The sequence below is a fragment of the Methylobacterium sp. GC_Met_2 genome, from assembly GCF_026540795.1.
Classification (GTDB): domain Bacteria; phylum Pseudomonadota; class Alphaproteobacteria; order Rhizobiales; family Beijerinckiaceae; genus Methylobacterium.
This window is the reverse complement of sequence record NZ_JALNUM010000003.1, coordinates 15,381-40,101: the sequence shown is the minus strand read 5'-3', so window position 1 is coordinate 40,101 and position 24,721 is coordinate 15,381. Positions and strand designations below refer to the sequence as shown.

Sequence of the window (24,721 nt, the reverse complement as noted above, 5' to 3'; positions counted from 1 at the left end):
TCACGCCGCCTCGATCTCGCTGCTGACCACCAGCCATTCCTCCTCGGCGGCAGCGAGCGCGCTGGCCGCGTCCGCACGCATCTTGGCGATCTCGCCGGCCTTGGCGGCGTTCTCCCGGAAGGCAGAACCATCCTCCAGGGCCGCATCGATCTTCTGAATGGCAGCGGTCAACTTCGCCATGCGCGCCTCGATGGCTTCGAGTCGCTTGCGCAGCGGTGCTAGGGCAGCGCGGCGCTCGACCCCCGCCCGGCGTGCTTCGGCCTTCTGGCCGCCGGCGGGCTCCGCCTCCCGCTCGTCGTCCCGGTCCGGGCCCGCCAGAACGAGGCGGCGGTAATCGTCCATGTCGCCGTCGAAGGTCTTCACGGTGCCGTCGGCCACCAGCCACAGCCGGTCTGCGCAGGCCTCCACGAGGAAGCGGTCGTGCGAGACAAGGATGACGGCCCCCTCGTAGTCGTTGATGGCCTCGACCAGCGCCTGCCGGCTCTCGATATCGAGGTGGTTGGTGGGCTCGTCGAGGATCAACAGATGCGGTCCATGGAAGGCCGCCAGCCCCATCAGCAGCCGCGCCTTCTCGCCGCCCGAAAGCTTCTCGACCGGCGTGTCCGCTTTGTTGGCGCCGAAGCCGAGCCGGGCGGTGGCGGAGCGAACCTTCGCCTCGGGCACGTCGGGCATCAGGGTCCGAACATGCGCATAGCCGCTCTCGGAGGGGCGCAGCTCATCGAGTTGGTGCTGGGCGAAATAGGCGACCTCCATCTTGGAAGAGCGCTTTACCTCGCCGGCGACCGGCCCGAGACGTCCACCGATCAGCTTGCAGAATGTCGACTTGCCGTTGCCGTTGGCACCGAGCAGCGCCACCCGGTCGTCCGGGGCCAGGCTGAGATCGAGGCCCGTCAGCACGATCCGGTCGCCATAGCCGGCCTTCACCCGCTCCATCGCGACGATCGGCGGCGACAGCGGCTTCTCGGGGCTCGGCAGGTGGATCACCGGCACGTCGTCGTCGAGCAAAGCCGCGATCGGCTCCATCTTGGCGAGGCGCTTCATCCGCGACTGCGCTTGGCGCGCCTTGGTGGCCTTGGCCTTGAACCGGTCGATGAAGCTCTGCAGGTGCGCCCGCTCGACATCCTGCTTGGCCTTTGCCTTGGCCTGGAGCACGCGCTTCTCGGAGAGCTGCTTGGCGAAGCTCGTATAGCCGCCGCGGTAGATCGTCAGCTTGCCCCGGTCGAGATGCAGGATGTGGTCGACGCTGGTGTCGAGCAGGTCCCGGTCGTGGCTGATGATGATCGCGGTGCGCGGGTAGCGCTCGAGGTAGTCGTAGAGCCACAGCGTGCCCTCGATATCGAGGTAGTTGGTCGGCTCGTCGAGGAGCAGTAGGTCCGGCTCGGAGAACAGTACGGCAGCCAGCGCCACTCGCATTCGCCAGCCGCCCGAGAAATCCGCGCAGGGCCGGCCCTGCGCGGCGGCATCGAACCCGAGGCCATGCAGGATCGCAGCGGCGCGGGCCGGCGCCGAGTGAGCGCCGATATCGACGAGCCGCGTTTCGATCTCGGCGCGGCGGAGACCATCGGCGGTCTCCGCCTCCGCCATCAGCCGGGCGCGCTCGGTGTCGGCGGCGAGCACTACCGCATGCAGCGTCTCCGGGCCGGCCGGGGCCTCCTGGGCGACCGCACCGATCCGCATGCCCTTGGGCAACGAGACCGATTTCGCGTCCACCGGAAGGTCGCCGAGAATCGCCTTGAACAGCGTGGTCTTGCCGGCGCCATTGCGCCCGACGAGGCCGACGCGCGCGCCCTCCGGGATCGTGAAGCTCGCGGCATCGAGGATCAGGCGGTCGCCGAAGCGGTAGGTGAGGTCGTTGACGCGCAGCATGGCGGCGTTCTGGCTGTCCGGAGGCAGAGAGGCAAGCTCCCGCCACTGGCCGTACCACGTGCAGCGCCGCAAACGGTATGGAAAATGACCTCGTCGCTGAAAGCTGCTTCGAGGGGGCAGCCTTTTAACGGAATCGCATCACTCCCGAAGCAAGGTCTTTCATCGAGCCAGTTTCACAATTCAGAGCCCATCGCAGGTATGGTGTCGGACATAGCAGCAGACCGCAGCGCCATTGCATGCTTTGGTTGGTCCTGCCCTGATCTGACCGATTCGGGCTTGGCCCGGGATTGAAAGGAATCAAGTCTTGCGTCGGACTCTGATCCTGACCGACGATTTGGGCCGCGGCGAACGATTGGCCCGCAATCTCGGCGCCGATGCGGGCGTTTTGCTGCATGACCTCTACGGCGATGACGCACCGCCTGCGGGATCCGGTCTGATCATCAGCGACGTCAGCGCGCTGACCTCCGAGTCCGTTCGTCGCCTGCGCCAGGCCCTTACGGTCGCGCGCAGCCCAGATACGCCGTTCCTGGCGCTCGTCCACGGCAATCTCGGTCGCGGCGAGATCCAGGCTATAGCTCTGGGTGCGACCCGGGTTCTGCCGGCCTCCGCAGCGCATGCCCTGCTGCTGAATACGGTCGCCGGCCTGACGGCGGTCGGCGCGGCGCAGCCAACAAAGCGCATCAATCTGAATGAACAGGCCGCGGCAGCCCGGGAGGTCTTTGCCAGCATCTTCCGCGCCGACGGACCGCCGAGCGCGGCGACGGTCGAATCAGGCGCCGCGCTCGTCAATCAGGCGATCCGCGAGACTAAGATCCGCGACTGGCTCGCGGTGGTCGCGAGCTTCGACGACAACACGCATCGCCATTGCCTGAGTGTGGCCGGACTGGCTGCGGAATTCGCGCGGACGCTGGGTCTCAACGAGTCTGATTCGCGCCATCTGGTCAAAGGCGCGCTGCTCCACGATATCGGTAAGGCGAAGATCCCGCGCGCCATCCTGAACAAGCCGGCGCCGCTGACGCCCGAGGAGCGGCGGGAAATGGATCGCCACCCCGCCATCGGCCACGCGATGCTGGTGAACGGGAATTACGATCCCCTGACCATGGCGGTCGTTCGCTCGCATCATGAGTACCTCGACGGGTCGGGTTACCCGGATGGCCTTTGCGGTCAGGAGATCCCAGACCTCGTGCGTCTGATCACGATCGCCGACATCTTCGCGGCGCTGATCGAGGCGCGGCCCTACAAGGCTCCGAAACCGGCTCGGGAGGCCTATGCGATCCTCAAGTCTATGGGGGCGAAGCTCGACGGCGATCTCGTGCGCGCCTTCGCGGCTGTCGCCAGCGCGTGCGACGTGCCGCAGCGCGCCTCGGCCTGACCGCCGAAGGCTCACCAGCCCCCCGGCCTCAGGCCAGCTCCCAGGCTGCCCGGTCCAGCATCAGCGCCGCCACGAGGGCGTGATTCAACTCATGCCCGGTGTGGCAGGCAGTGACTTTGCCCTCGACCCAATGGCCCGTCAGAGCGAGGTCACCGACGAGGTCGAGGACGCGATGACGCACGGGTTCGTCCGGGATGCGTAGGCCGCCGAGCACCCGATCGCGGATCAGGAGCGCGGCGGAGGCGGTCGAGACGCCCTGCAAGAAATCCCGGCCCGTCACGTAGCCGAAGGCCCGCCCCGCCATGGCGCGCACGTATCGGCCGAAACTCCGCGACGGTGCGATCTCCCGCTCGAACGTCTCGGGCGTGATCGCGCCGGACCAGTCAAGGGCCCCGATATACGCCAGCTCGATATGTCCCGTGACGTGGAGGCCGGTGCCGGGTTCGATCCGGATAGACCGCCGCCCACTCCTGACCGACACGGCGCGCAGCACCCGAATGGGCCGGCAGCCGTGTGGCTGCTCGCGTCGCCCCGCTGCGCGGATCGCCTCGCACCAGGGCGTGGCGCTGCCGTCGAAGATCGGCAACTCGTCGGCGTCGATCTCGACCAGCGCATTGTCGATCTGGAGGGCACTCAGCGATGCCAGGAGGTGCTCGATCGTACGAACGAGGACGCCCTCGCGCCGGAGTGCCGAGGACAGGGGCTGCGATTCGCGGTACTGCCAGAGAGCCGGCACGTCGATGGTGCGTCCATCCTTCAGCCGGCGGCGGAAGACGATGCCGTGACCCACCGGTGCCGGACAAACCCGGACAGTGGCGTATCGACCGGAATGGAGGCTTCGCCCGGATCGCTCGAAGGGTAGCGCCAGCGTGGCTTGTTGCCGGTTAGCCTGGTTGTGCGGGGCGAACCAGATCGCGCCAGGATTGAGACGTGTGATCGACAAGGCACGATGAATCGGCACCGCCCGCTGCGGCGGCTTCGGCGTGTAGCTCAAATATCCTGATCCACGCTAATAAACTCCTGTTCACCCGAGGCCGGCTTGACCGGCCAGCCCGTGACGGTCACGATCCCCTCGGCCCGAGGGCTGAGCGCCATTGCGGCGGTGCCCGGGCTGCCTTCGTCCCCAGATCTGCGGCCGGCACCCGTTCGGGCAGGAATGAAGGCCGGACTGGCGTTGAGGGAACCGGATTGATGGCGCGGCTGGGGACGATACCCTTCTTCAAGGATCCGGGAATCGAGCTCAGCGCGTACGAGTCCCGCTGCCACTGGCGTCGCTTCGACGAGAACGAAGTCCTGGTCGACTTCGACGACATCTCGACCGACGTCTATTTCATCGCCTCCGGCGAGGTCCGCATCCTCAATCGGACCCAATCCGGCAAGGAGGTGATCCTCGGCGAGATGCGGGGCGGCGCGTTCTTCGGCGAGTTGGCCGCCATCGACGGGATCGGCCGTTCCGCCAACGTGACGGCGCTGACCCGCGGCGAGGTCTGCGTGGTGCCAGCTTCGGTGTTCCGGCAGATGGTGTTCGCCTCGGAGGCCATCGCCGATCGTCTATTCCGCCTGCTGGCCAAGCGCGTGCGCGAGCTGAACACCCGGCTGATGGAACACGCGTTGCTCGACCTGAAGCACCGCCTCTATGCCGAGCTGCTGCGCCTCTCGGTGCCCCGGTCGGGCACCTCGGGCGAGCGGGTGGTCTCGCCGCCGCCTTACCATCACGTGCTGGCGGCGCGGATCGGCTGCCGACGTGAGCAGGTCACCCGCGAATTTACCGCGATGGCCGCCGAGGGCTTGGTCGACAGAACCCGCGGCGCGCTCGTTCTGCGCAGGCCCGATCTGCTCGAAGCGCGCGTTGCCGAAGCGCTGCGCGAGGATTCCTGATCTCTTGTCGAGCCCGCCGCCGCGATTAGTCCTGGACGGCCTGACCAAGGATTTTGGCCACGACCGGGCCGTCGATGACGTAACGCTCACGCTGGAACCCGGCGAGTTCTTCTGCCTGCTCGGGCCATCCGGCTGCGGCAAGAGCACCCTCCTGCGCCTCATCGCAGGATTCGAGCGGCCGAGTGCCGGCCGGATCCAGCTGGGCGACCAAGATCTCTCCGGGCTGCCGCCGCATCGGCGCCCGGTGAACATGATGTTCCAGTCCTACGCGCTGTTCCCGCATATGAGCGTGGCGGACAATATCGCCTACGGCCTCAAGGGAATCGGTAAGGCCGCTGTCGCCGCGCGGGTGGCAGATCTTCTGCGCCTCGTGCGCCTCGAAGGCTTCGGCGGACGCCGTCCCGAGACGCTTTCGGGCGGCCAGCGGCAGCGTGTCGCCCTGGCTCGGGCGCTCGCTCGAGAACCGAAGCTTCTGCTCCTCGACGAGCCCCTCGGTGCCCTCGACCGGGGCCTGCGCGAGGAAACCCAGGGCGAACTGCGCGCCGTGCAGCGTCGCCTCGGGACCGCCTTCGTGGTCGTAACGCACGATCCCGAAGAGGCGATGATGCTTGCCGATCGGATCGGCGTCATGGAGGCCGGACGGCTGGTCCAGATCGGGCCGCCGGCCGAGCTCTACAGGCGGCCGGCCAACCGATACGTCGCAGGCCTCCTGGGCGATGTGAACCTGATACCCGGGCGCCTCGGCCGGCACGGATCCGGGGACGACCGTTTCGTTGAGACCGCGCATGGTCCGATCCAAGGGATCGTGGCGGCTTCTTTGGCCAAGGGTGCCGCGGTGGTGGTGGCGGTGCGCCCGGAGGACCTGGTGCTCGGCGCTGAGGGCCTCCCGGTCACGGTCACCGAGACGACCTTCCTGGGCGATCGCCTGCGCTCCACCCTGCGCCTGCCGGACGGATCCCCCTTGCGGGCGAGCACGCGCTCGACCAACGCGCCTATACCGTCAGGGTCGGAGACCCACGTTAGCTTCGCAGTCAAGGCAGCGATGATCCTTCCGGCATGAGGGAATTGCGGCGCCCTGTGTTCGATCGGCTGCTTCGCCTGCCGCCCTTCCTGTGGCTGACCATCTTCTTTTTTCTGCCCTTCGCGATCACGCTCAAGATCAGCCTGTCGGAGCCGGCGACCGCCATACCGCCCTACCTGCCGGTCCTCGACTGGCACGGTGGCCTCGACGGTTGGTCGAGTTTCCTCGAAGCCCTGAACCTCGACAATTACGCTACCCTCTATGCCGACCCGTTCTACCGCGACGCCGCCCTCGGCTCCCTGGGCTATGCGGCGCTCGCAAGCGCCATCCTCGTGGCGACCGGCACGCCGCTGGCCTACGCACTGGCGCGGGCGCCATCGCGCTGGCAGCCCTTGCTGGTCGCGCTCGTGGTCGTCCCGTTCTGGACGAGCTTCCTGATCCGCGTCTACGCTTGGATCGCGATCCTGAAGTCCGAAGGACTCCTCAACCTCATTCTGCTCCGGCTCGGACTGATCAGCGCGCCGCTGACAATCCTGAACACCGACGCGGCGGTGATGATCGGCCTCGTCTACGCCTATCTGCCTTTCATGGTGCTGCCGCTCTACGCGGTGATGAACCGTCTCGATCCCACCCTCCGAGACGCCGCCGCGGATCTCGGCGCCTCGCCGACGCGGGTGTTCTGGAGCGTGACGCTGCCACTCAGCGTGCCGGGTATCGTGGCCGGTGCCGGCCTGTGCTTCATCCCCATGGTGGGCGAGTTCATCATCCCGGATTTCCTCGGCAGCTCGGAGACCCTGATGCTCGGCCGTGTGCTGTGGACCGAGTTCTTTTCGAACCGGGATTGGCCGCTGGCCTCCGCGGTCGCCGTCCTGATCCTCGCCATCGTGATCGTCCCGGTCGTGCTGTTCCGCGACAGCCTGCAGGCAGGCGAGGAGGGTTCGTGACCTGGGTGACGCGCACCGCCTTGATGGCCGGGCTCATCTTCCTCTACGCGCCGATTTTGGTGTTGATCGGCTACTCGTTCAACGCCTCGCCGCTGGTCACCGTGTGGGGGGGATTCTCGACCCGTTGGTACGTTGAACTGCTGTCCGACGCGCCGCTGCTCGCCTCGGCCTGGGTGTCGCTGAAGGTCGCGGTTCTGGCGAGCTTGATCGCGACTCTGCTCGGCACACTGGCCGCGCTGGTGCTGGAGCGGCAGCGCCGCTTCCGGGGCAGGGCCCTTTTCACCGGCCTCGTTCTCGGACCGATCGTCATGCCGGAGGTGATGATCGGCCTGTCGCTCCTGCTGATGTTCATCGGCATCGGTCTCGACCGCAGCCTGCTCACCATCGTGATCGCGCACGCCACCTTCTGTACCGGGTTCGTGGCCGTAGTGGTGGCGGCGCGCCTGCGCGGCCTCGACCGGTCACTGGAGGAGGCCGCGGCCGACCTCGGCGCTGGGCCGATGCAGGTGCTGATGACCATCACCCTGCCGCTGCTTGCGCCGGCCCTGGTGGCCGGGGCGCTCCTCGCCTTCACCCTGTCGCTTGACGATCTGGTCATCGCAAGCTTCGTCTCGGGTCCAGGCTCGACGACGCTGCCGATGCGCCTCTACAGCCGCGTCCGGCTCGGCGTGAACCCGGAGATCAACGCGGCTTCGACCATGCTTGTCGGCCTTGTGAGCGCGGCGGTGCTGGTCGCGTCCTGGCTGACGGCGCGCCAGGAAAACCGCTGACGCCGAGCCTTCACGCGGACCCTGGCTCCAGGCCCATCTCACGACTGACGCGTATGGAAGCCAATCGTCAGCGCGAAGCGGACCAGAGCAGTGGGAAGCGCGATGCTCATCGCCGAATTTCGCGCTTACGATCCCCAGGTCTGCCTAGATGATCAGCGCCATCGAGCCGAGGTGGCCGGAACACTCGAGACCAATCAAGGCAGGAGAAGCGGGAGCCCAAAGACGAAAACTAGACCTGGCTCAGCAATAAAAAGCCTATTAGGATACCGATCAAAAATTTAACGGAGAGCGGCTGCATATTTTGTATGCGCTATACTATCCAAAAGTGCCTGATAATTCGGGTTGGATCAGTCTTCATTGGCTGTCAGTCGCAGCGCGCGGACAGCATCAATCACCGAATCGTGTGCTGCCGCACACGGCTACGGTTTGGCCGCGCTTATGGATGTGAGACCCGTCTCAGACACGGCAGATGGTGAGGCACGTCACCCATGGCCCGCACGCTGACCCTGATTACCCTGATTGCTTGTCTCGTCGCCCCGGTCGCCGAAGCCCAGCCGGCACGGGGACCGATCAAGCCTCCGCCCAACGCCGCCCTCAAAACGCGCGACACTGTGCTCCGCGACTTCGACGCCCGCATGAGCCGCCTGGATGGGTTGATGGGCGTGCCAACGGCCCATGCGGTACGGTCGCGCTCCGCTCAGGCGGGTCGCTAGTGCTCTGACGCATTCACCTCGTTCATGCGAGTGAGCACTAGTTCTTTGGTTTTGCATAAATTTTTCCAGACTCTGCTGACGCCTCCGTCTGGATCGATGCACTAGCGGCCCGCACCCAACCCACCCGCTTCCTCGATGAAACGCGCGACTCTGTCGGCGCCAGTTCCTTCGCGCAGGGACGCGAACACGTAGGGCCGTGTCCCCCGCATCCGCTGCGTATCAGCCTCCATGACCGACAGGTCCGCTCCGACCAACGGCGCGAGGTCGGTCTTGTTGACGATCAGCAAGTCAGACCGCGTGATGCCGGGACCGCCCTTGCGCGGAATTTTCTCGCCCCCAGCGACGTCGATCACATAGAGGGTGATATCGGCAAGTTCCGGCGAGAAGGTCGCCGCGAGGTTGTCGCCGCCGGATTCGATGAGGACCAGATCGAGCTTCGGAAAGCGCCGACTCATCTCGGCCACGGCGGCGAGGTTGATGGAGGCGTCCTCGCGGATCGCCGTGTGCGGACAGCCGCCGGTCTCAACGCCGAGGATGCGTTCCTCCGGAAGCGCGCCCGCCACGGTGAGGATCCGCGCATCCTCCTTGGTATAGATGTCATTGGTGATCGCGCAGATCTCGTAGCGGTCTCGAAAGCGCTTGCAGAGCTGCTCCATAAGGGCGGTCTTACCGGATCCGACAGGACCGCCGATTCCGACGCGAAGTGGTCCGTTCGATGGGGTCATGCTGCGCGCTCAAGATCGGAAGATGCGGGAATACTGGGTCTCGTGACGGAAGGAGCCGAGATCGAGGCGGATCGTTGCCGCGCCGAGAGCATCGAGATCCGCGTCCTTGGCCCGGATCGCCAATGCGACTAAGCGCGGAGCAAGGGCTGCGATGATCCGTGTGCCGGCCGTTTGACCGACCGGTGCCGCCCGTAGGGCCGCCGAGACGAGGTTCTGCATGAAGGCGAGCCCATAGGCGGCGAGCGTAGCCTCGGGTGCCAAGCCGTGCGCTCCGGCGGAAGCGCCGACCGCTACGGGATAGGCGACCGGGCCCGACAGGTGAGGGGCCACGGCCGACAGGGATGGGCAGGGCCACGCCCCGAGGGTCGCGTCCAGGAAGCTGCGGCCCTGCTGACTCGTCTCCAGATGCAGCTCACGAGACGGGGCCAAAGCCAGGGCGAGATCGTTGAGCGAGGACAGCGCGTCTCCATCCTCAGCGTGCGCGGCCCGATGGGCATGGCGCGCCAGAATGAGGTCGTTGCGCAGCGATCCGTACGCGCAGACATCCCCCAGCCAGCTCAGGAGACTCGCCTCGTCACGGATGTCGCCGGCTTCGGCGGCCCATTCCAGGCCATGCGAATATGCATAGGCGCCGACCGGATAGCCCGGCGACAGCCAAGCCATCAATCGGAGCGCGTCCGGCATTTCAACTACCAGCATGGGAATGGTCGTGGTGGCCATGATCGTGACCGCCCGCGTAGGCGCCACCTTCGGGTTGGAAGGGCCGCTCCACGTGGACCGCGGTGCCGCCGAGGCCCCTGACCATCGCGGCAAGTACGTGATCGTCGGCGATCCAGATTGCGTCCGCACCGATCTCGGCCGGAATGTGCCGGTTGCCGATGTGCCAGATGAGGCGCTTGAGGGTCAGATCGTTCGGCGCCCGGATCTCAAGAAGGCGTTCCACCGCCGCTTCGACCCAGACTAAGCGGCCGTCGTCGAGGACGAGGGCGTCGCCGTCCTCCAGCACGGCAGGTGCGGGCAGATCGAGCAGGAAGCCGAGCCCGCCGACGCCCCGCATGGCAACACGCCTCCGATGGCGGTCGCCATGGTCGAGGACCACCCGGTCGATGATCTCGCCGCCCGAGAGGGTATCGCAACGGAGAACGCGGGTGGCGCGGTTCATGGCGCCAGGGAACTCAGCGCAAGTGGCATAAAATCCAAGGTCAGCACCTCATCGGTCAGGTTCGGCACATCGCGTTCGTCGAAGCGCATTTCACGCAGAAGCTGTGCCTGGTCCTTGGCCCAGCCGCTCAAGTCGGCCTTGGTCATTCCGGGCCTATTGTTACCTTGACCAATGGAACTTCAAAACAGGAAGTAGCGCTGCGCCATCGGCAGCACCTCGGCGGGCTCGCAGACCAGCAATTCTCCGTCGGCACGAACATCGTAGGTCTCGGGATCGACCTCGATCACCGGTGTGGCATCGTTCAGCACCATGCTGGCCTTGGAGATGCCGCCCCGGACGTTCTCCACCGCGACCAGCTCCTTCTGGACGCCGAGGCGCTCACGCAGGCCGTCCGCGATGGCGGCGCCGGACACGAAGGTGAGGGCGGTGGCAAAGGGCGCCCGGCCGTAGGCGCCGAACATCGGGCGGTAATGCACCGGCTGGGGCGTCGGGATCGAGGCGTTGGGATCACCCATCGGCGCCGCTGCGATGCTGCCGCCCTTGAGGATGAGATCGGGCTTCACCCCGAAGAACGCCGGGGTCCACAGGACCAGATCGGCGAGCTTGCCCGGTTCCACCGAACCGATGTGCTTGGAGATCCCGTGCGCGATGGCGGGATTGATCGTGTACTTCGCGATGTAGCGGCGGGCGCGCAGGTTGTCGGTCCCCGAGCTGTCGCCGGCCAACGCGCCACGCTGCCGTTTCATCTTGTCGGCGGTCTGCCACGTACGAATGATGACCTCGCCGACCCGGCCCATGGCCTGGCTGTCCGAGGACATCATCGAGAGTGCGCCGAGATCGTGCAGGATGTCCTCGGCCGCGATGGTCTCGCGCCGGATCCGGCTTTCCGCGAAGGCAAGGTCTTCTGGGATCGACGGGTCGAGGTGGTGGCACACCATCAGCATATCGAGATGCTCGTCGATGGTGTTGCGCGTGTACGGCCGCGTCGGGTTGGTGGAGGAGGGCAGCACGTTGGGCAGCCCGGCCACCTTGATGATGTCGGGTGCGTGGCCGCCGCCCGCGCCCTCGGTGTGGAAGGCGTGGATGGTCCGGCCCTTGAAGGCCGCGATCGTATCCTCGACGAAGCCCGACTCGTTGAGCGTGTCGGTGTGAATCATGACCTGGATGTCGTGGGCGTCGGCCACCGATAGGCAGGTATCGATCGCGGCCGGCGTCGTCCCCCAATCCTCGTGGAGCTTCAGCGCACAGGCGCCGGCCCGGACCATCTCGACGAGGCTTTCCGGCCGGGCGGCGTTGCCCTTGCCGGCAAAGGCGAGGTTCATCGGGAAGGCGTCGGCAGCCTCGATCATCCGGGCGATGTGCCAGGGGCCGGGGGTGCATGTGGTAGCGAAGGTGCCGTGCGCCGGCCCGGTGCCGCCACCGAGCATCGTGGTGACGCCCGAGCACAAAGCCTCTTCGATCTGCTGCGGGCAAATGAAGTGGATGTGGCTGTCGAAGCCGCCGGCGGTGAGGATCTTGCCCTCGCCCGCGATGACCTCGGTGCCGGGGCCGACCACGATGTCGACGCCCGGCTGAACGTCCGGATTTCCGGCCTTGCCAAGCCTGAAGATCCGGCCATGCACGATCCCAACATCGCATTTCACGATGCCCCAGTGATCGAGCACGACGGCATTGGTGATCACGGTGTCGACGGCGCCGCCGGCATTCGTCACCTGGCTCTGGCCCATGCCGTCGCGGATGACCTTGCCGCCGCCGAATTTTACCTCCTCCCCATAGGTGGTGAAATCGCGCTCGACGGTGATCTCCAGGCTCGTATCGGCGAGGCGGATGCGGTCGCCGACCGTGGGGCCGAACATGTCGGCATAGGCGGCGCGGGGGAGACTCGCTGGCTTCGGAGTGTTGGCCATGCTCACAGCTTGCCCATCACGTCGCCACGGAAGCCGTAGACAGTGCGTCCGCCCGAGAGCGGCACCAGCGCAACCTCCCGGGTCGAGCCGGGCTCGAAACGGACGGCGGTTCCGGGGGCGATGTCGAGGCGTTTGCCGCGGGCTTGCTCGCGCGCGAAGACGAGGCCCGGATTGACTTCGAAGAAATGATAATGTGATCCGACCTGGATCGGCCGATCGCCCGTGTTGGCGACCTCGATCACGGTGCGTTCCGCGCCGGCGTTGAAGACGATCTCGCCAGGCAGCGTCGTCACCGAACCGGGCACGTCGGACGAGGCCGCGCCGCGAATCGGGTGATGGACGGTGACCAGCTTGGTTCCGTCCGGGAACGTCGCCTCGACCTGGATGTTGGAGATCATCTCGGACACACCCTCCATCACCTGATCGACGGTCAGCACGGTGGCGCCCGCCTGCATCAGCTCGGCAACGGTGAGGCCGTCCCGGGCGCCCTCGACGACAAAGTCGCTGATCAGCGCCACGGCCTCCGGATGGTTGAGCTTCACGCCGCGTGCCAGGCGGTTGCGCGCCACCTGGGCCGCCATGGCGATCAGCAGCTTGTCCTTCTCGCGGGGTGTCAGCAGCACGGGCAACCTCGTCGTCGTGACGGCGGGAGCAAGGATCATGCGCGCGGCGCGGTCAAGGGTGTCGCAGCCGGCTCCGCTCAGGGCGTCATGCCGGTAAAGCCGGCGAACAAATCAGGCAGGGGCGCGCCCTTGATGGCGCTCGGCAGGTCCCGAGGGTGGATGAACGCGTCCTGGAACCAGGGATACCGCTTGGGATCAAAGGCGGCGCGAACCCAGGCGATGGTCCGGCGTACCCGCTCGATCCGTTCGACGTCGGGATGGTAAGTCAGCCAGATATCGAGGCTGTACCGGCCGAGATTGTCCACCGGGACGACTCGAGCCCCGATCGCGCTCGCGTAAGTCGGTAGCAGGCCGATCCCCGCCCCTTTGGCGATCGCCCAATAATACGCGCTGCTGACATTGATCTTCAAAGCGATGGGGATCGAGGCGGGGAAACCGGGGATGTCGCGGTTGTAATCCTCCAGGCGGATCGTCTGGCTGCTTGCCTGAACAACAATCCTGTGGCGCGCGAGATCCTCCGGAGCCGCGGGAAGACCGTAGGTCTCCTCGTACTCCCTGGCCGCGTAGGGGAGCAGGTGGATCCGCCCGAGCTTGACGATCCTCAAGTCCGGGCTGGTTGGCCGCGTCAGCTGGATCGCGATGTCGGCTTCGAGCCGAAGGACATCGGCGGATTCCATCGCGCAGCGTAGATCGACGGTGAGGCGCGGGTTCGCCCGCTGGAACTCGACCAGCCGCGGCGCGAGCCAGAAAGCGCCGAGCCCCTCGGTGACCGCGATCCGAACCTCCCCGGCTTCTGAGAACGGCGCCGACTCGCCCGCCCGAACAAGCCCGAACGCTGCCTCCTCCATGCGGCTGGCGGCATCCAAGATCGCGCGTCCCTCAGCGGTCAGGCGAATGCCGTCCACGTGGCGGGTGAGCAGGGGCGCGCCGATCAGGGCTTCGAGATCGCCGACCCTCCGGCGGACCGAGTTGACCGACACGCCGAGTTGGGCGGCCGCCGACCGGAAGCTCCCGGCGCGTTCGAGGATCAGGAACACCCGGATGCTCTGCCAGTCGGGCATGGCGCCCAAGGCTGCCGCGACCTGTTCCATTTACGGAACACCCCTGTTCCAATTTTTGCACATACAGCGCGAGCGCTAGATGCGAAGTGCTGAACCGTCAATCCGCAGGCGAATGTTAGGTCATCCGATGACGGTGCACATCGATCGATCCCTATTCGTTGCCGGAGACCCGGCACGACTTGATCCGTCCCAGATCTCCCCACGGCACCGGCATGACCTCGGCGCCCTCCGGATCGATCGGTTGGCCCGCCATCTGGTGATCTTCATGCCTGCGCCGGGCGACCTCGATCGGCTCATCGCGGCCGCTGGGACCGACCTGCCGGATCTTGCGCCGCTCCGGACCGTGCAGCGGGTGATGTCGCACAATCCAGATAGCGTCTTGGCGATTGCGCAGCGTCACAAGTTCGACGCTGCGGCACCCCAGGGTGAGGGCTTCGTCGCCTGCTTGATGTTGAACGCGGCAGGGCTCTCCGCACTCAAGGCGGGCACTTTCGACGCGGCCGAGCCGCCGGTGGCGATGCTCGCGGGTCAGCACGAACGTCCGGCGGGCATCTATGTCTGGGCGGTCTATGCGCGCCGACGCTTAGCCGGCGGAGTCGGGTTGGTTTTCGATCGCCTGTCCAGCCCGAACTATCAGGGCGTCGATTTCTACGCCCGCGCCGCCACGCCGGAGGGTGCCGCGCTTCTGACGACGCTGGGCTTCGCTCCGCCGAGCGCTGCGCAGGGCGGCCTCTACCACTTCGCCCGCGGATCGAAGCCCGAGGCCGCGCCGAGCTACGACAGCCACCGCCCCGGCGGCCATGGAACCAGCGTCGCCGTGGCGCGAAGCATGGAGGATCTCGCCCGTGTCATCGCCCTGCGCTCCGCCGTCTACATGGCCGAGCAGGCCTGCCCGTACGAGGAGGAGTTCGACGGCAACGACCTCTCGGCCACCCACCTGATCGGCTACGTCGGCGACGAGCCCGCCGGCTGCCTGCGTATCCGCTTCTTCGCGGATTTCGCCAAGATCGAACGTTTGGCGGTGCGGGCCGAATATCGCAACACCCGCATGGCCTTCGCCCTGGTTCGCGCCGGCATCGAACTCGCCCGGGTCAAGGGCTACCGCCGCCTCTACGGTCACGCGCAGAAGCGCCTGGTCGGCTTCTGGAGCCGCTTCGGCTTCCGGGTGTTCGAGGGCGCTCAGGAATTGGTCTTCTCCGACTTCGACTACGTTGAGATGCTGCTCGAAGCCGAGCGCCACCCTCAGGCCATTAGCATCGGCGTCGATCCCTACGTCATCATCCGGCCGGAGGGGCGTTGGCACCGGGCGGGTGCACTCGACCGCTCGCGGACCCGCGCCGTGACCCGGCCCTCCATCGACAGGACGGCTGCCCTGTGACGCGCCAGATCAATCCGGCGCTCTACCGGCGACCGCGCAGCGTCCCGGTGCTGGTGCTGGTCGACATGCAGCAAGAATACGAGGTCGCGGGCCGGCCGCTGGCGCTTCCGAGCATCGGCCCGGCGCTCTCGAATTGCCGGCTTGCCCTCGACCATGCCCGAGAAAGCGGCATCCAGGTCGCCTACGTCCGCTGGATCGGGGGGCCGCTGTTCCAGGCGGGCACCCGCTTCGCCCGCTGGATCGAGGGCTTCGAGCCGCAGGGCTGCGACATGATCTTCGATCGGGACCGGCCCTCCTGCTACGCCAGCCCCGCCTTCGCCGACGTGATGGAGCGGGGCTCTCCGCCACTGGTCATCGCGGGCTTCGCCGGCGAGGCCGCATGCCTCGCCACCGCAATCGACGGCTTCCACCGCGGCCAGGACATCACCTTCCTGAGCGACGCCTCGGCGAGCCACGGCCTCGACGGGATCACCCCCGCCGATATCCACCGTTCGGTCAGCGCGGTCCTGCGCGCCTTCGGCGATGTCATGAGCACCCAAAGCTGGATTGCTGCTTCGTCACCCTTCAGCCCGTCTGCGTTCGCCCCCAACTCGACCCATGCCAATGATTGATCGAATCCAGAACGACGGTGCCGGCGATGCAGCTTTGCGCGCGGGCGATACCGAGATCGACCTCCGCCTTGGACATCACGCGATCGAACTCCTCCAGGCGGCCAGAGAAGCCGGGGATCCCGCGCTGATCGCCCATGCCGAGGCCATGGCCATGGCTGTGGGGTTCGCGCTGGCATCCCGGGTCGAGGATAGTGTTTCGCACGAGGGGTGAGCCGTGGGCGATCCCCCTGCGATCGCTGCACGACCGTGCGGCTGCCGTCGCCGAATGAGGCGCAAACCCCGGGTCTTGTGCGGGCTTGCGACTTCGCACGATGCCGGGCGCCTCAAGCGCCGGTGCGGAGACCCAGAACCCCTGGCCCCGCGTGCCAGGTCTAGGTGGCATCGCGGGATTCGACCCCGAAATGTGGATGTCGTAGCCCGCATGGGGAAAATGGTCCCGTCGCGCTCACCGACCCTTTCGCCAGACGACCGACATGTACCGTGCGCATCGCAATCGGACACAGCGCGAAGACATCGCGCAGACGCGCGCTCTCACGCCGAACCGGCGTCCGCGTACAGCCCTTGGACTAGGCCCGCTCGTCCTCGCCGCAGACCAGCCGCATCGTGCGCAGCCGTTCCGTGCGCTCGTCGCGCGCCTGCCGATTCATGTCGAGGGCGTGCCAAAGCGCGATCGTGGCGGGGTCGCGCCGCAACGCATCGTGGGCGTCGACATCGCGGGGCGATAGGGTTTTATCGACGGCGTCCATCGTAAGCTTTCCGTGCTTCGATCCGCTGTCCGCTACAGGCCAGCGCCCAGCCGGTCCAGCTCGACCTGCCCAAGGTATTCGACAAAGGGCCCCATCGTCACGCGGAAAGCGGCTCAGGCCGCAGATGCGACGCCGCGCCGGCTCGGCTGTGCCGATGGACAAATAACAGCTGAATCACAAATAAAGCGACTTAGCCGCCTCTGATTGCGAAGTTTTTACAGCACGAAAGCGAGGTAAATCTGTTCGTCGGCGGGGAAAGCGACCATCTATTGTCGGATAGAGTTGACCCGAGCCTCGGACAAGCCCGACGCTGCGTTTCTAGGCCACGCGGTGACAGAAACATCTCGGACACCGGAGCACTTTACGGACTTGCGCCGTGAGCAGCCCGCGCCCGGATCGCCGGACGCTCCACGAGCGCGGCGACTCAAGCCTGGGATCCGGTCAACGTGGCGATGACGGCTTCGATCACATCGATCTGCTGCTGCACCGCCACGAAGCGCGGCCCGGCCTCGGATCCGTCGCCGAGAACGAACGAGCCCTTCTGCCGCCGCGTCTCGCGCAGCTTTCGCACCGACGCTACGATGATCTGCCGCTCCTCGACGAGCGCGGCACGCAGTTCGTTCAACCCGTCCAGTTCCAGCGTCTGGGCCATGCAGCTTTCGGATTTTGGAACGGCATCGCGACGGCGATGGCCTGAGGGAGAGAGGAATGCGGAGGCGTCGAAGCTATCCTGCTGCACTCTCATTTGCACCTGCTCGGTGCGTTCTCGGTGTTCGGTGGAGCGCGCGGCGTGGGATTTACGCCTCCGGATTCATGATAGGCGATCCGGAAAAAGGGATGGCATAAAACCGGCGCGGTACAATGCTCTCGTATCGCTGTTGAGCTTCGCGAACAGGCTTCTCGCAGCGGTCGGCGTCGCGCAGGATCAGCCAGGTCAATCGACCGCATCGGTGACGATCGCTCGGATTGTATGCTAATGAATGCAAAATACGTCAATCCGCTCGACGGGCGGCTCGGAGAGCGGGCGTGAACGCATGCTGAGCGACGATGCGGATCATCGTGCCGGATATCGATCCGATGCGATCGAGGCGGTGCCTGGCGCAAGTGAATCGCGGCGTAACGCGTCCGGCGGGAGGCCGAAGCGGTCTCGCGGCTTCGGCCTGATCTTGGTCCTGCTCGCCGTCGCGGGCGGTGGAGCCTATGGCTACACGCGCGTCAACCAGCCCGTGGCGAAACCGAAGGTCGCAGCACCGCGATCGGTGCCGGTCACACTCGGGACCGTTGCACAAGGTCCGTTCGCGCTGATGACCAACGGTCTCGGAACGGTGCAGGCCTACAACACCGTGCAGGTCCGAACCCGCGTCGACGGTGAGATCCAGCAGGTCGCCTTCCGCGAGGGCCAGACCGTGCACAAAGGCGATGTGCTCGTTCAGGTCGACCCGCGCCCCTATCAGGCAACCCTGGATCAGGCCAAGGCCAAGAAGGATCAGGACACCGCAACCCTGAACAACGCCAAGGCGGATCTTGTCCGCTACACGGGCCTCGGAGCCTACGCGTCGCGGCAGCAGACCGAGACGCAGACCGCGCTCGTCGCGCAACTAACCGCGCAGGTCGTCTCCGATCAGGCTTCGATCGACAACGCTACGACCCAGCTCGGCTACGCCACGATCCGCGCTCCGATCGCGGGTGTGACGGGCTTCCGGCAGGTCGATATCGGCAACATCGTCACCGCCGCGGGCCAGACCCCGATCGTGACAATCACCCAGGTCGAGCCGATCTTCGTGGTGTTCACCGCGCCGGAGGATCAGCTTCCTGCGATCACTGCCGCGATGCGGACGGGGGACGTTCCGGTTGAGGCCTGGAGTACGGACGGGCTCACCAAGCTGGCGGACGGCAAGCTCGCTTTGTTCAACAATCAAGTCGACACCGCGACCGGCACCATTCGCCTCAAGGCCGTGTACGAGAACCAGAACCACGCGCTCTGGCCGGGCCTGTCGGTCTCGACAAAGATGCGGGTCGGGATCGTTGCGCTGGCCACGACCGTGCCCGACAATGCGATCCAGCACGGGCCCGACGGGTTGTTCGCCTTCGTGGTGGACGAGTCCGATCACGCGCATCAGGTGTCCCTCAAGGCCGGGCGGTCCGATGCCGGCCGTACGCAGATCCTCGGCGACGAGTTGAAGCCGGGCGAGCGCGTGATCACGGCCGGCCAGTACAAGGTGCAGGACGGCAGTCTCGTCGCTGAGGCGCATGCCCCCGGGGCAACGCAGGCGGCGACGTCCACACCCAAGATGGAGGCGCACCGCTGATGCGCCGATTCGCTCAAACGATGGATCGGCACATGCGCGGGGCCCGGCGATGAAAGGCGGCATCTCGGCGCCCTTCATCCGCTTCCCGGTCGCGACCACGCTGATCATGGTCGGCATCCTGTTCCTCGGGGTGGTGGCCTATCCGCTGCTGGGCGTCGCGCCGCTGCCGCAGGTGGACTTTCCAACGATCCAGGTCACGGCGCAGCTGCCCGGCGCGAGCCCGGAGACCATGGCGTCTTCCGTGGCGCAGCCCCTGGAACGGCAGTTCTCGCAGATTCCCGGCGTCGCACAGATGACGTCGCAGAGTTCCCTCGGGATCTCGTCGATCACGGTTCAGTTCGACCTCAACCGAAACATCGATGGAGCGGCGAGCGACGTCCAGGCGGCGATCAACGCCGCCAGCGGCCAGCTTCCGAAGAACCTGCCGACACCGCCGACATATCGGAAAGTCAACCCGGCCGACTCGCCGATCCTCCTGCTCTCGGCCACATCCGACACGATGCCGCTCATCGACGTGGACGATGCGGTTGACGTGCAGCTCGCCCAACGGATCAGCCAGATTTCCGGCGTGGCGCAGGTTTTCATCGGCGGCCAGCAGAAGCCGGCGATCCGCATCCAGGTCGATCCGGCCAAGCTCGTGGCGAAGAATCTTTCGCTCGAGGACGTGCGCACGCAGCTCACCCTGACCACGGTGAACAACCCCAAGGGCAGCATCGACGGCGGCAGCCACAGCTACACGATCTACGCCAACGACCAGCTCACGGCGGCGAAGAACTGGAACGACGTGATCGTCGCCTACCAGAACGGCGCACCCTTGCGCGTGCGCGACATCGGCCACGCGGTTGCCGGGCCGGAGGACACCAAGCAGGCGGGCTGGACCAACGGCAAGCGCGGCGTTTTCCTCGTGGTGTTCAAGCAGCCGGGCGCCAACGTCATCGACACGGTGGACAGCATCAAGGCGCAGCTGCCCCAGCTGACCGCGACGCTGCCGGCCGGCATCAAGATCGGCATCCTGAGCGACCGCACGCAGACCATCCGCGCGTCGGTCGAGGACGTGCAGTTCACGCTGCTGCTCACCATCGTGCTTGTGGTGGCGGTGATCTTCGTGTTCCTGCGCAGCTTCTGGGCGACCGTGATCCCGAGCGTGACGGTGCCGCTCGCGCTGCTCGGCGCCTGCGCGCTGATGTGGATGGCCGGCTACACGCTCGATAACCTTTCGCTGATGGCGCTGACCATCTCGGTGGGCTTCGTGGTCGACGACGCCATCGTCGTGCTGGAGAACATCAGCCGCTACATCGAGGAGGGGATGCGGCCCATGGAGGCCGCGTTCAAGGGCGCGGGCGAAATCGGCTTCACCATCGTGTCGATCTCGGTGTCGCTGATCGCGGTGCTGATCCCGCTACTGCTGATGGGCGGCATCATCGGCCGGCTGTTCCGCGAATTCGCCGTGGTGCTGTCGATGACGATCGCGGTTTCGGCCTTCGTGTCGCTGACGCTCACACCGATGATGGCCTCGCGCCTGTTGAAAGCTCACGGCGCCGAGCGGCACGGCCGCCTCTACCGGATGAGCGAGGCCGGCTTCGACTGGCTGCTGTCCGTCTACGAGGATGCCCTCGACGTGGCCCTGCGCTTCCGCAAGGTGACGCTGCTGGTCTTCTTCGCCACGCTGGCGCTGACCGGCTACCTGTTCGTGGCGATCCCGAAGGGCTTCTTCCCGCAGCAAGACACCGGCTTCATGATCGGCGTCACCGAGGCAGGGCAAGATATCTCGTTCTCGGCGATGAAGACGCTGCAGGAAAAGGTCGGCGCCATCGTCCAGGCCGATCCGGCGATTGCCACCGTCGGCATGTCGCTCGGCGGCAATGGTCAGGCACTCAATTCCGGGCGGATGTACATCACGCTCAAGCCGCGCGACGAACGTGACGTCAATGCTTTCCAGGTCATCGGGCGCTTACGCCCGAAACTCGAACAGGTTGAGGGCATCCGCACCTACATCCAGGCGACGCAGGACGTGCGCACCGGCGGGCGCACCTCGCGCACGCAGTTTGAGTACACACTTCAGGATCCAGATCTCGGTGAGCTGAACACCTGGGCGCCGAAAATCCTCGACAAAATGAAGACCCTGCGCGAGCTGCGCGACGTCGCCACCGACCAGCAGACCCGCGGCACGACCCTGACCCTGTCGATCGACCGCGACGCGGCCTCTCGGTACGGCATCACGCCCCAGCTGATCGACGACACGCTCTACGACGCGTTCGGCCAGCGGCAGATCGCCCAGTACTTCACACAGCTCAACAGCTATCACGTGGTGCTGGAGGTGCTGCCCGTTTTGCAGGGTACGGTCGAAAGCCTCGACAAGATCTACATCAAGGCGCCCAACGGCGGTGGGCAAGTGCCGCTCGCAGCCTTCGCGCACTGGACGACCGTGCCGGTGGCGCCGCTGGCCGTGAACCATCAGGGCCAGTTTCCGGCGGTGACGATCAGCTTCAACCTCGCCCCCGACGTAGCGCTGGGGCAGGCCACCGAGGCGATCGCGCAGGCGATGCGCGAGTTGCAGGTGCCGCCCACGGTGATGAGCGGATTCCAGGGCACCGCCCAGGCGTTCCAGCAATCGCTCTCGACCGTGCCGTTGCTGATCCTCGCGGCCCTGTTCGTGGTCTACCTGATCCTCGGCATCCTGTACGAGAGCTTCATCCACCCGATCACCATCCTGTCGACGCTGCCCTCTGCCGGCGTCGGCGCGCTCGCGGTGCTGATGTGGGCGGGGTACGATTTCAGCCTGATCGCGCTCATCGGGATCATCCTGCTGATCGGCATCGTGAAGAAGAACGGCATCATGCTGGTCGACTTCGCGATCGTGGCCGAGCGCGAGGAGGGTCTCAGCCCCGAAGAGGCAATCCGGAAGGCTGCCCTGCTGCGCTTCCGCCCGATCCTGATGACCACCATGGCGGCGCTGCTGGGCGGCATCCCGCTGATGTTCGCCCATGGGACCGGATCCGAAATCCGGCAGCCGCTGGGGTACGCGATGGTCGGTGGCCTGGCCGTCAGCCAGATCCTGACGCTGTTCACGACGCCGGTGATTTACATCTACCTCGACCGGCTGGCCCACCGCTTCTCCTATGGGGACAAGCCGGCGACCGTAGATGCCGCGCACGAAGGAACCGAAGCCGAGCCGGTGGAGGAGGTCCGCGGACCACCGACACTGCGCGCGGCCGAGTGAAGCTGGGATCGAGCCGCCGTCAGTGAACGCGGCGAAGCATTTGAGCGTCGCATTGAATGGCGTTGCTGAAAGTCTAGTCGGAAGGCCGCATGAGAATCGGCAGGCTCCATCCGGAGAGATGGCCTGCGGCGCCTTCGATGCGGGTTTCGCCTAAGCGAAGCCCGCATCGGTAGATGCTTCAGGCGATCTTCAGCCCGACATTGACGTTGCCGCGGGTGGCGTTCGAGTACGGGCAGACCTGATGGGCGGCGTCCACGAGCTTCTGCGCATCGGCGTGGTCGAGACCAGGCAGGCTGATCGTCAGATCGGCGGTGATGCCGAAACCGCCTTCGGAGCGCGGGCCGATGCCGACCTCGGCGGTCACGCTGGTGTCGGCCGGGACCTTGAGCTGCAGTGAGGGCGCTACGGCCTTCATCGCGCCGAGGAAGCAAGCCGAGTAGCCCGATGCGAAGAGCTGCTCCGGGTTCGCGCCCGGACCGCCGGCGCCGCCAAGCTCCTTCGGGGTCGCGAGCTTGACCTCGAAACTGCCGTCGGCGGTGCGGGCGGCGCCGTCGCGGCCCCCGGTGGCAGTCGCGGTCGTGCGGTACTTCACGTCTACGGACATGCGGATCTCCTGTTGCGAATGAGGGTCGCCAACTAGGGGCCGGCGAGCCTCTGGATAGTCCCAATTTAGATTGTGCGCAATCTAAAATCAAGGATCGATGAGGCAGAACCGATCGACATCCACCAAGCCGCGATCGGTGATCTTGAGGTGCGGGATGACCGGCAGCGGCAAGAACGCCACCTGGAGAAACGGCTCGGGCAGCACCACGCCGAGGCTTTGCGCGGCGGCGCGCAGGGTGAGAAGATCCGTCCGGATCACGTCGGATGGCATCAGGCTCATGAGGCCAGCGAGCGGTAGGGCGATCTCGGCCAGCACGCGGCCGCCCTCCACCACCACGAAGCCGCCCTCGATCTCCCCCAGGCGGTTCACCGCCACTGCCATGTCGGCCTCTTCGACGCCGACCACCGTGATGTTGTGGCTGTCATGCCCGACCGAGGACGCGATTGCGCCCCGTTGCAGGCCGAACCCCTTCACGAAGGCGACGCCAATCCCGCGCGCGCCCGGCGCTGTGCGTCCGTGGCGCTCCACGACCGCGACCTTGATGACGTCCTGGGCGAGATCGACGTGCCGCTCGCCGCCCGCGTAAGGCAGCGACAGGTCGTGACGCAAGGTGATGATCTGGCCCGGGACAACGCCGATCACCGGCGTCGACGGTCCGGAACCCGGCGCGTTGAAATCCGCTGCCGTGACAGACCGCGCCCTGACGCTGTTGCGGCCGATCGGGGCGACCGATGGGCGGCCGGCGAACAGTGGTTCTTCCACCGGCCGGCCCGCTGCGAAGACCCGGGAGACCGCACAGGTTTCGAGATCATCGAGCACGACCAAGTCGGCGCGCTGGCCGGGCGCCACCAAGCCGCGATCGTGTAGGCCGAAGGCCCGCGCGGCCGACCACGAGGCGGCCCGGTAGGCGGCAAGCGGCGGCGCGCCCAGCGCGATGGCCGTGCGGATGATGAAGTCGAGATGTCCTTCCTCGGCGATGTCGAGGGGGTTCCGATCGTCGGTGCAGAAGGCCAGGAATGGCGCGGTTCGCTCGGTAAGGATTGGCGCCAGCGCGTGCAGATCCTTGCAGACCGAGCCCTCCCGGATCAGCACGGTCATGCCCTTCGAGAGCTTTTCGAGCGCTTCCGCGGGCGTGGTTGCCTCGTGCTCCGTACGGATGCCGGCCGCGATGTAGCCGTTCAGACGTTCACCGCGCAGGAGGGGGGCGTGGCCGTCGATGTGCCGGCCCTGGAAGGCGGCAAGCTTCTCCAGCACCCCCGGATCCCCCGCGAGCACACCTGGGAAGTTCATGAATTCGGCCAACCCGATTACCTTCGGGTGGGCGGCAAAGGGAAGGAGATCGGCGACCCCGATCCGGGCGCCTGAGGTCTCGAGATGGTCGGTGGCCGGGACGCAGGAGGATAGCTGCATCCGCAGGTCCATCGCCAGCGTCTCCGCGGAGGCGAGAAACCACGCGAAGGCGTCGACCCCGAGGACGTTGGCCATCTCGTGCGGATCGCAGATCCCCGTGGTGACGCCGTGCGGCAGGACGCACCGCTCGAATTCCTGTGGCGGCATCAGCGAGGATTCGACGTGGAAATGCGTGTCGATGAAACCCGGCACCACGATCTTGCCGGCGATGTCGATCTCGCGCCGCCCGCGATACGTCCCGAAGGTGCCGACGATCCGGTCGCCGCAGATTGCGATATCGGACACCACGAGATCGCCGGTGACGAGATCGAGGAACCGCCCGCCCTTGAGGACGAGGTCGGCCTCGGCGCGGCCCGTTCCCTGATCGATGACCCGCCGCAGGAAATCCGTTTGTTGCATCG

Annotated in this window: 24 protein-coding genes; 11 read left to right on the top strand and 13 right to left on the bottom strand. The window is 66.4% G+C overall.

What is annotated here, in order from left to right:
- A complete protein-coding gene (locus OXS49_RS01935) occupies positions 1 to 1,866 on the bottom strand; it encodes an ABC-F family ATP-binding cassette domain-containing protein (RefSeq protein ID WP_267421279.1) in 1,866 nt (621 codons plus the stop codon).
- A 304-nt stretch (positions 1,867 to 2,170) separates the two neighbouring features.
- On the opposite strand from OXS49_RS01935, the gene OXS49_RS01930 reads away from it, so the two are divergent.
- Positions 2,171 to 3,238, top strand: coding sequence for an HD domain-containing phosphohydrolase (locus OXS49_RS01930; protein ID WP_267421277.1), 1,068 nt, complete (start codon positions 2,171 to 2,173; stop codon positions 3,236 to 3,238).
- A gap of 28 nt (positions 3,239 to 3,266) precedes the next feature.
- On the opposite strand, the gene OXS49_RS01925 is transcribed toward OXS49_RS01930, so the two are convergent.
- A complete protein-coding gene (locus OXS49_RS01925; protein WP_267421486.1) occupies positions 3,267 to 4,199 on the bottom strand; it encodes a UDP-3-O-acyl-N-acetylglucosamine deacetylase in 933 nt (310 codons plus the stop codon).
- A 230-nt stretch (positions 4,200 to 4,429) separates the two neighbouring features.
- Here OXS49_RS01925 and OXS49_RS01920 point away from each other — a divergent pair, with 230 nt between their 5' ends.
- The 5 genes from OXS49_RS01920 (at position 4,430) to OXS49_RS01900 (ending at position 8,564) form a co-directional block, all read left to right on the top strand.
- Entirely contained in the window at positions 4,430 to 5,116 is a 687-nt protein-coding gene (locus OXS49_RS01920; protein WP_243920013.1) for a Crp/Fnr family transcriptional regulator, read from the top strand.
- Between the two features lie 4 nt (positions 5,117 to 5,120).
- Positions 5,121 to 6,176, top strand: coding sequence for an ABC transporter ATP-binding protein (locus OXS49_RS01915; protein WP_267421275.1), 1,056 nt, complete (start codon positions 5,121 to 5,123; stop codon positions 6,174 to 6,176).
- The gene (locus OXS49_RS01910; protein ID WP_267421274.1) at positions 6,173 to 7,081 is read left to right on the top strand and encodes an ABC transporter permease subunit; all 909 of its coding nucleotides are present in this window, start codon (positions 6,173 to 6,175) and stop codon (positions 7,079 to 7,081) included. The genes OXS49_RS01915 and OXS49_RS01910 overlap by 4 nt, the downstream gene beginning before the upstream one ends.
- Positions 7,078 to 7,851 carry an ABC transporter permease subunit gene (locus tag OXS49_RS01905; protein WP_244006803.1) on the top strand — a complete coding sequence of 258 codons (774 nt, stop codon included), beginning with the start codon at positions 7,078 to 7,080 and terminating at the stop codon, positions 7,849 to 7,851. The genes OXS49_RS01910 and OXS49_RS01905 overlap by 4 nt, the downstream gene beginning before the upstream one ends.
- A gap of 488 nt (positions 7,852 to 8,339) precedes the next feature.
- On the top strand, positions 8,340 to 8,564 hold the full coding sequence (locus tag OXS49_RS01900; RefSeq protein ID WP_267421271.1) for a hypothetical protein: 225 nt from the start codon (positions 8,340 to 8,342) through the stop codon (positions 8,562 to 8,564).
- Between the two features lie 101 nt (positions 8,565 to 8,665).
- On the opposite strand, the gene ureG is transcribed toward OXS49_RS01900, so the two are convergent.
- The 7 genes from ureG to OXS49_RS01865 form a co-directional block, all read right to left on the bottom strand.
- Positions 8,666 to 9,289: an urease accessory protein UreG gene (gene ureG / locus OXS49_RS01895; protein WP_244006802.1), complete on the bottom strand. Its 624-nt coding sequence runs from the start codon at positions 9,287 to 9,289 to the stop codon at positions 8,666 to 8,668.
- A gap of 9 nt (positions 9,290 to 9,298) precedes the next feature.
- Positions 9,299 to 9,988: an urease accessory protein UreF gene (locus OXS49_RS01890; RefSeq protein ID WP_267421260.1), complete on the bottom strand. Its 690-nt coding sequence runs from the start codon at positions 9,986 to 9,988 to the stop codon at positions 9,299 to 9,301.
- Positions 9,975 to 10,451 (bottom strand): urease accessory protein UreE, encoded by a 477-nt coding sequence (locus tag OXS49_RS01885; protein WP_267421234.1) that lies wholly within the window; start codon positions 10,449 to 10,451, stop codon positions 9,975 to 9,977. The genes OXS49_RS01890 and OXS49_RS01885 overlap by 14 nt, the downstream gene beginning before the upstream one ends.
- A complete protein-coding gene (locus tag OXS49_RS01880; protein WP_267421232.1) occupies positions 10,448 to 10,597 on the bottom strand; it encodes a DUF29 family protein in 150 nt (49 codons plus the stop codon). Before OXS49_RS01880 ends, OXS49_RS01885 begins: the two co-directional genes overlap by 4 nt.
- Positions 10,598 to 10,630: 33 nt before the next feature.
- Positions 10,631 to 12,358: an urease subunit alpha gene (gene ureC / locus OXS49_RS01875; protein WP_244007547.1), complete on the bottom strand. Its 1,728-nt coding sequence runs from the start codon at positions 12,356 to 12,358 to the stop codon at positions 10,631 to 10,633.
- Positions 12,359 to 12,360: 2 nt separating this feature from the next.
- The gene (locus OXS49_RS01870; RefSeq protein ID WP_267421229.1) at positions 12,361 to 12,981 is read right to left on the bottom strand and encodes an urease subunit gamma; all 621 of its coding nucleotides are present in this window, start codon (positions 12,979 to 12,981) and stop codon (positions 12,361 to 12,363) included.
- Positions 12,982 to 13,058: 77 nt separating this feature from the next.
- Positions 13,059 to 14,072, bottom strand: a complete 1,014-nt coding sequence (locus OXS49_RS01865) for a LysR family transcriptional regulator (RefSeq protein WP_244007551.1) — start codon at positions 14,070 to 14,072, stop codon at positions 13,059 to 13,061.
- Positions 14,073 to 14,283: 211 nt separating this feature from the next.
- Here OXS49_RS01865 and OXS49_RS33505 point away from each other — a divergent pair, with 211 nt between their 5' ends.
- Genes OXS49_RS33505 through OXS49_RS01850 form a run of 3 tightly spaced genes read left to right on the top strand, consistent with a single transcriptional unit; the run spans position 14,284 to position 16,242 of the window.
- On the top strand, positions 14,284 to 15,420 hold the full coding sequence (locus tag OXS49_RS33505) for a GNAT family N-acetyltransferase (RefSeq protein WP_276081337.1): 1,137 nt from the start codon (positions 14,284 to 14,286) through the stop codon (positions 15,418 to 15,420).
- A complete protein-coding gene (locus tag OXS49_RS01855; protein WP_267421226.1) occupies positions 15,417 to 16,031 on the top strand; it encodes a cysteine hydrolase in 615 nt (204 codons plus the stop codon). The genes OXS49_RS33505 and OXS49_RS01855 overlap by 4 nt, the downstream gene beginning before the upstream one ends.
- A complete protein-coding gene (locus OXS49_RS01850; RefSeq protein ID WP_244007555.1) occupies positions 16,024 to 16,242 on the top strand; it encodes a hypothetical protein in 219 nt (72 codons plus the stop codon). Before OXS49_RS01855 ends, OXS49_RS01850 begins: the two co-directional genes overlap by 8 nt.
- 355 nt (positions 16,243 to 16,597) lie before the next feature.
- Here the strand turns inward: OXS49_RS01850 and OXS49_RS01845 are convergent, their stop codons facing one another.
- Positions 16,598 to 16,777: a hypothetical protein gene (locus tag OXS49_RS01845; RefSeq protein WP_244007557.1), complete on the bottom strand. Its 180-nt coding sequence runs from the start codon at positions 16,775 to 16,777 to the stop codon at positions 16,598 to 16,600.
- Between the two features lie 424 nt (positions 16,778 to 17,201).
- On the bottom strand, positions 17,202 to 17,429 hold the full coding sequence (locus OXS49_RS01840; protein ID WP_244007559.1) for an HOOK family protein: 228 nt from the start codon (positions 17,427 to 17,429) through the stop codon (positions 17,202 to 17,204).
- A 382-nt stretch (positions 17,430 to 17,811) separates the two neighbouring features.
- On the opposite strand from OXS49_RS01840, the gene OXS49_RS01835 reads away from it, so the two are divergent.
- Positions 17,812 to 19,086 carry an efflux RND transporter periplasmic adaptor subunit gene (locus OXS49_RS01835; protein WP_267421222.1) on the top strand — a complete coding sequence of 425 codons (1,275 nt, stop codon included), beginning with the start codon at positions 17,812 to 17,814 and terminating at the stop codon, positions 19,084 to 19,086.
- A gap of 49 nt (positions 19,087 to 19,135) precedes the next feature.
- Positions 19,136 to 22,306 (top strand): efflux RND transporter permease subunit, encoded by a 3,171-nt coding sequence (locus OXS49_RS01830; RefSeq protein WP_267421220.1) that lies wholly within the window; start codon positions 19,136 to 19,138, stop codon positions 22,304 to 22,306.
- Positions 22,307 to 22,484: 178 nt separating this feature from the next.
- Here the strand turns inward: OXS49_RS01830 and OXS49_RS01825 are convergent, their stop codons facing one another.
- Positions 22,485 to 22,910, bottom strand: a complete 426-nt coding sequence (locus OXS49_RS01825; RefSeq protein ID WP_244007565.1) for an organic hydroperoxide resistance protein — start codon at positions 22,908 to 22,910, stop codon at positions 22,485 to 22,487.
- Positions 22,911 to 22,997: 87 nt separating this feature from the next.
- On the bottom strand, positions 22,998 to 24,719 hold the full coding sequence (gene ade, locus OXS49_RS01820) for an adenine deaminase (RefSeq protein ID WP_267421216.1): 1,722 nt from the start codon (positions 24,717 to 24,719) through the stop codon (positions 22,998 to 23,000).
- Positions 24,720 to 24,721: the final 2 nt, after the last annotated feature.

Excerpts from the sequence above, each read along its gene's own strand:
- OXS49_RS01935 (WP_267421279.1), bottom strand. The coding sequence starts at position 1,866 with ATGCTGCGCGTCAACGACCTCACCTACCGCTTCGGCGACCGCCTGATC.
- OXS49_RS01920 (WP_243920013.1), top strand. The coding sequence starts at position 4,430 with ATGGCGCGGCTGGGGACGATACCCTTCTTCAAGGATCCGGGAATCGAG.
- OXS49_RS01910 (WP_267421274.1), top strand. The coding sequence starts at position 6,173 with ATGAGGGAATTGCGGCGCCCTGTGTTCGATCGGCTGCTTCGCCTGCCG.
- OXS49_RS01900 (WP_267421271.1), top strand. The coding sequence starts at position 8,340 with ATGGCCCGCACGCTGACCCTGATTACCCTGATTGCTTGTCTCGTCGCC.
- ureG (WP_244006802.1), bottom strand. The coding sequence starts at position 9,289 with ATGACCCCATCGAACGGACCACTTCGCGTCGGAATCGGCGGTCCTGTC.
- OXS49_RS01890 (WP_267421260.1), bottom strand. The coding sequence starts at position 9,988 with ATGCTGGTAGTTGAAATGCCGGACGCGCTCCGATTGATGGCTTGGCTG.
- OXS49_RS01885 (WP_267421234.1), bottom strand. The coding sequence starts at position 10,451 with ATGAACCGCGCCACCCGCGTTCTCCGTTGCGATACCCTCTCGGGCGGC.
- OXS49_RS01880 (WP_267421232.1), bottom strand. The coding sequence starts at position 10,597 with ATGACCAAGGCCGACTTGAGCGGCTGGGCCAAGGACCAGGCACAGCTT.
- ureC (WP_244007547.1), bottom strand. The coding sequence starts at position 12,358 with ATGGCCAACACTCCGAAGCCAGCGAGTCTCCCCCGCGCCGCCTATGCC.
- OXS49_RS01865 (WP_244007551.1), bottom strand. The coding sequence starts at position 14,072 with ATGGAACAGGTCGCGGCAGCCTTGGGCGCCATGCCCGACTGGCAGAGC.
- OXS49_RS01850 (WP_244007555.1), top strand. The coding sequence starts at position 16,024 with ATGATTGATCGAATCCAGAACGACGGTGCCGGCGATGCAGCTTTGCGC.
- OXS49_RS01845 (WP_244007557.1), bottom strand. The coding sequence starts at position 16,777 with ATGGACGCCGTCGATAAAACCCTATCGCCCCGCGATGTCGACGCCCAC.
- OXS49_RS01840 (WP_244007559.1), bottom strand. The coding sequence starts at position 17,429 with ATGGCCCAGACGCTGGAACTGGACGGGTTGAACGAACTGCGTGCCGCG.
- OXS49_RS01835 (WP_267421222.1), top strand. The coding sequence starts at position 17,812 with ATGCTGAGCGACGATGCGGATCATCGTGCCGGATATCGATCCGATGCG.
- OXS49_RS01830 (WP_267421220.1), top strand. The coding sequence starts at position 19,136 with ATGAAAGGCGGCATCTCGGCGCCCTTCATCCGCTTCCCGGTCGCGACC.
- OXS49_RS01825 (WP_244007565.1), bottom strand. The coding sequence starts at position 22,910 with ATGTCCGTAGACGTGAAGTACCGCACGACCGCGACTGCCACCGGGGGC.
- ade (WP_267421216.1), bottom strand. The coding sequence starts at position 24,719 with ATGCAACAAACGGATTTCCTGCGGCGGGTCATCGATCAGGGAACGGGC.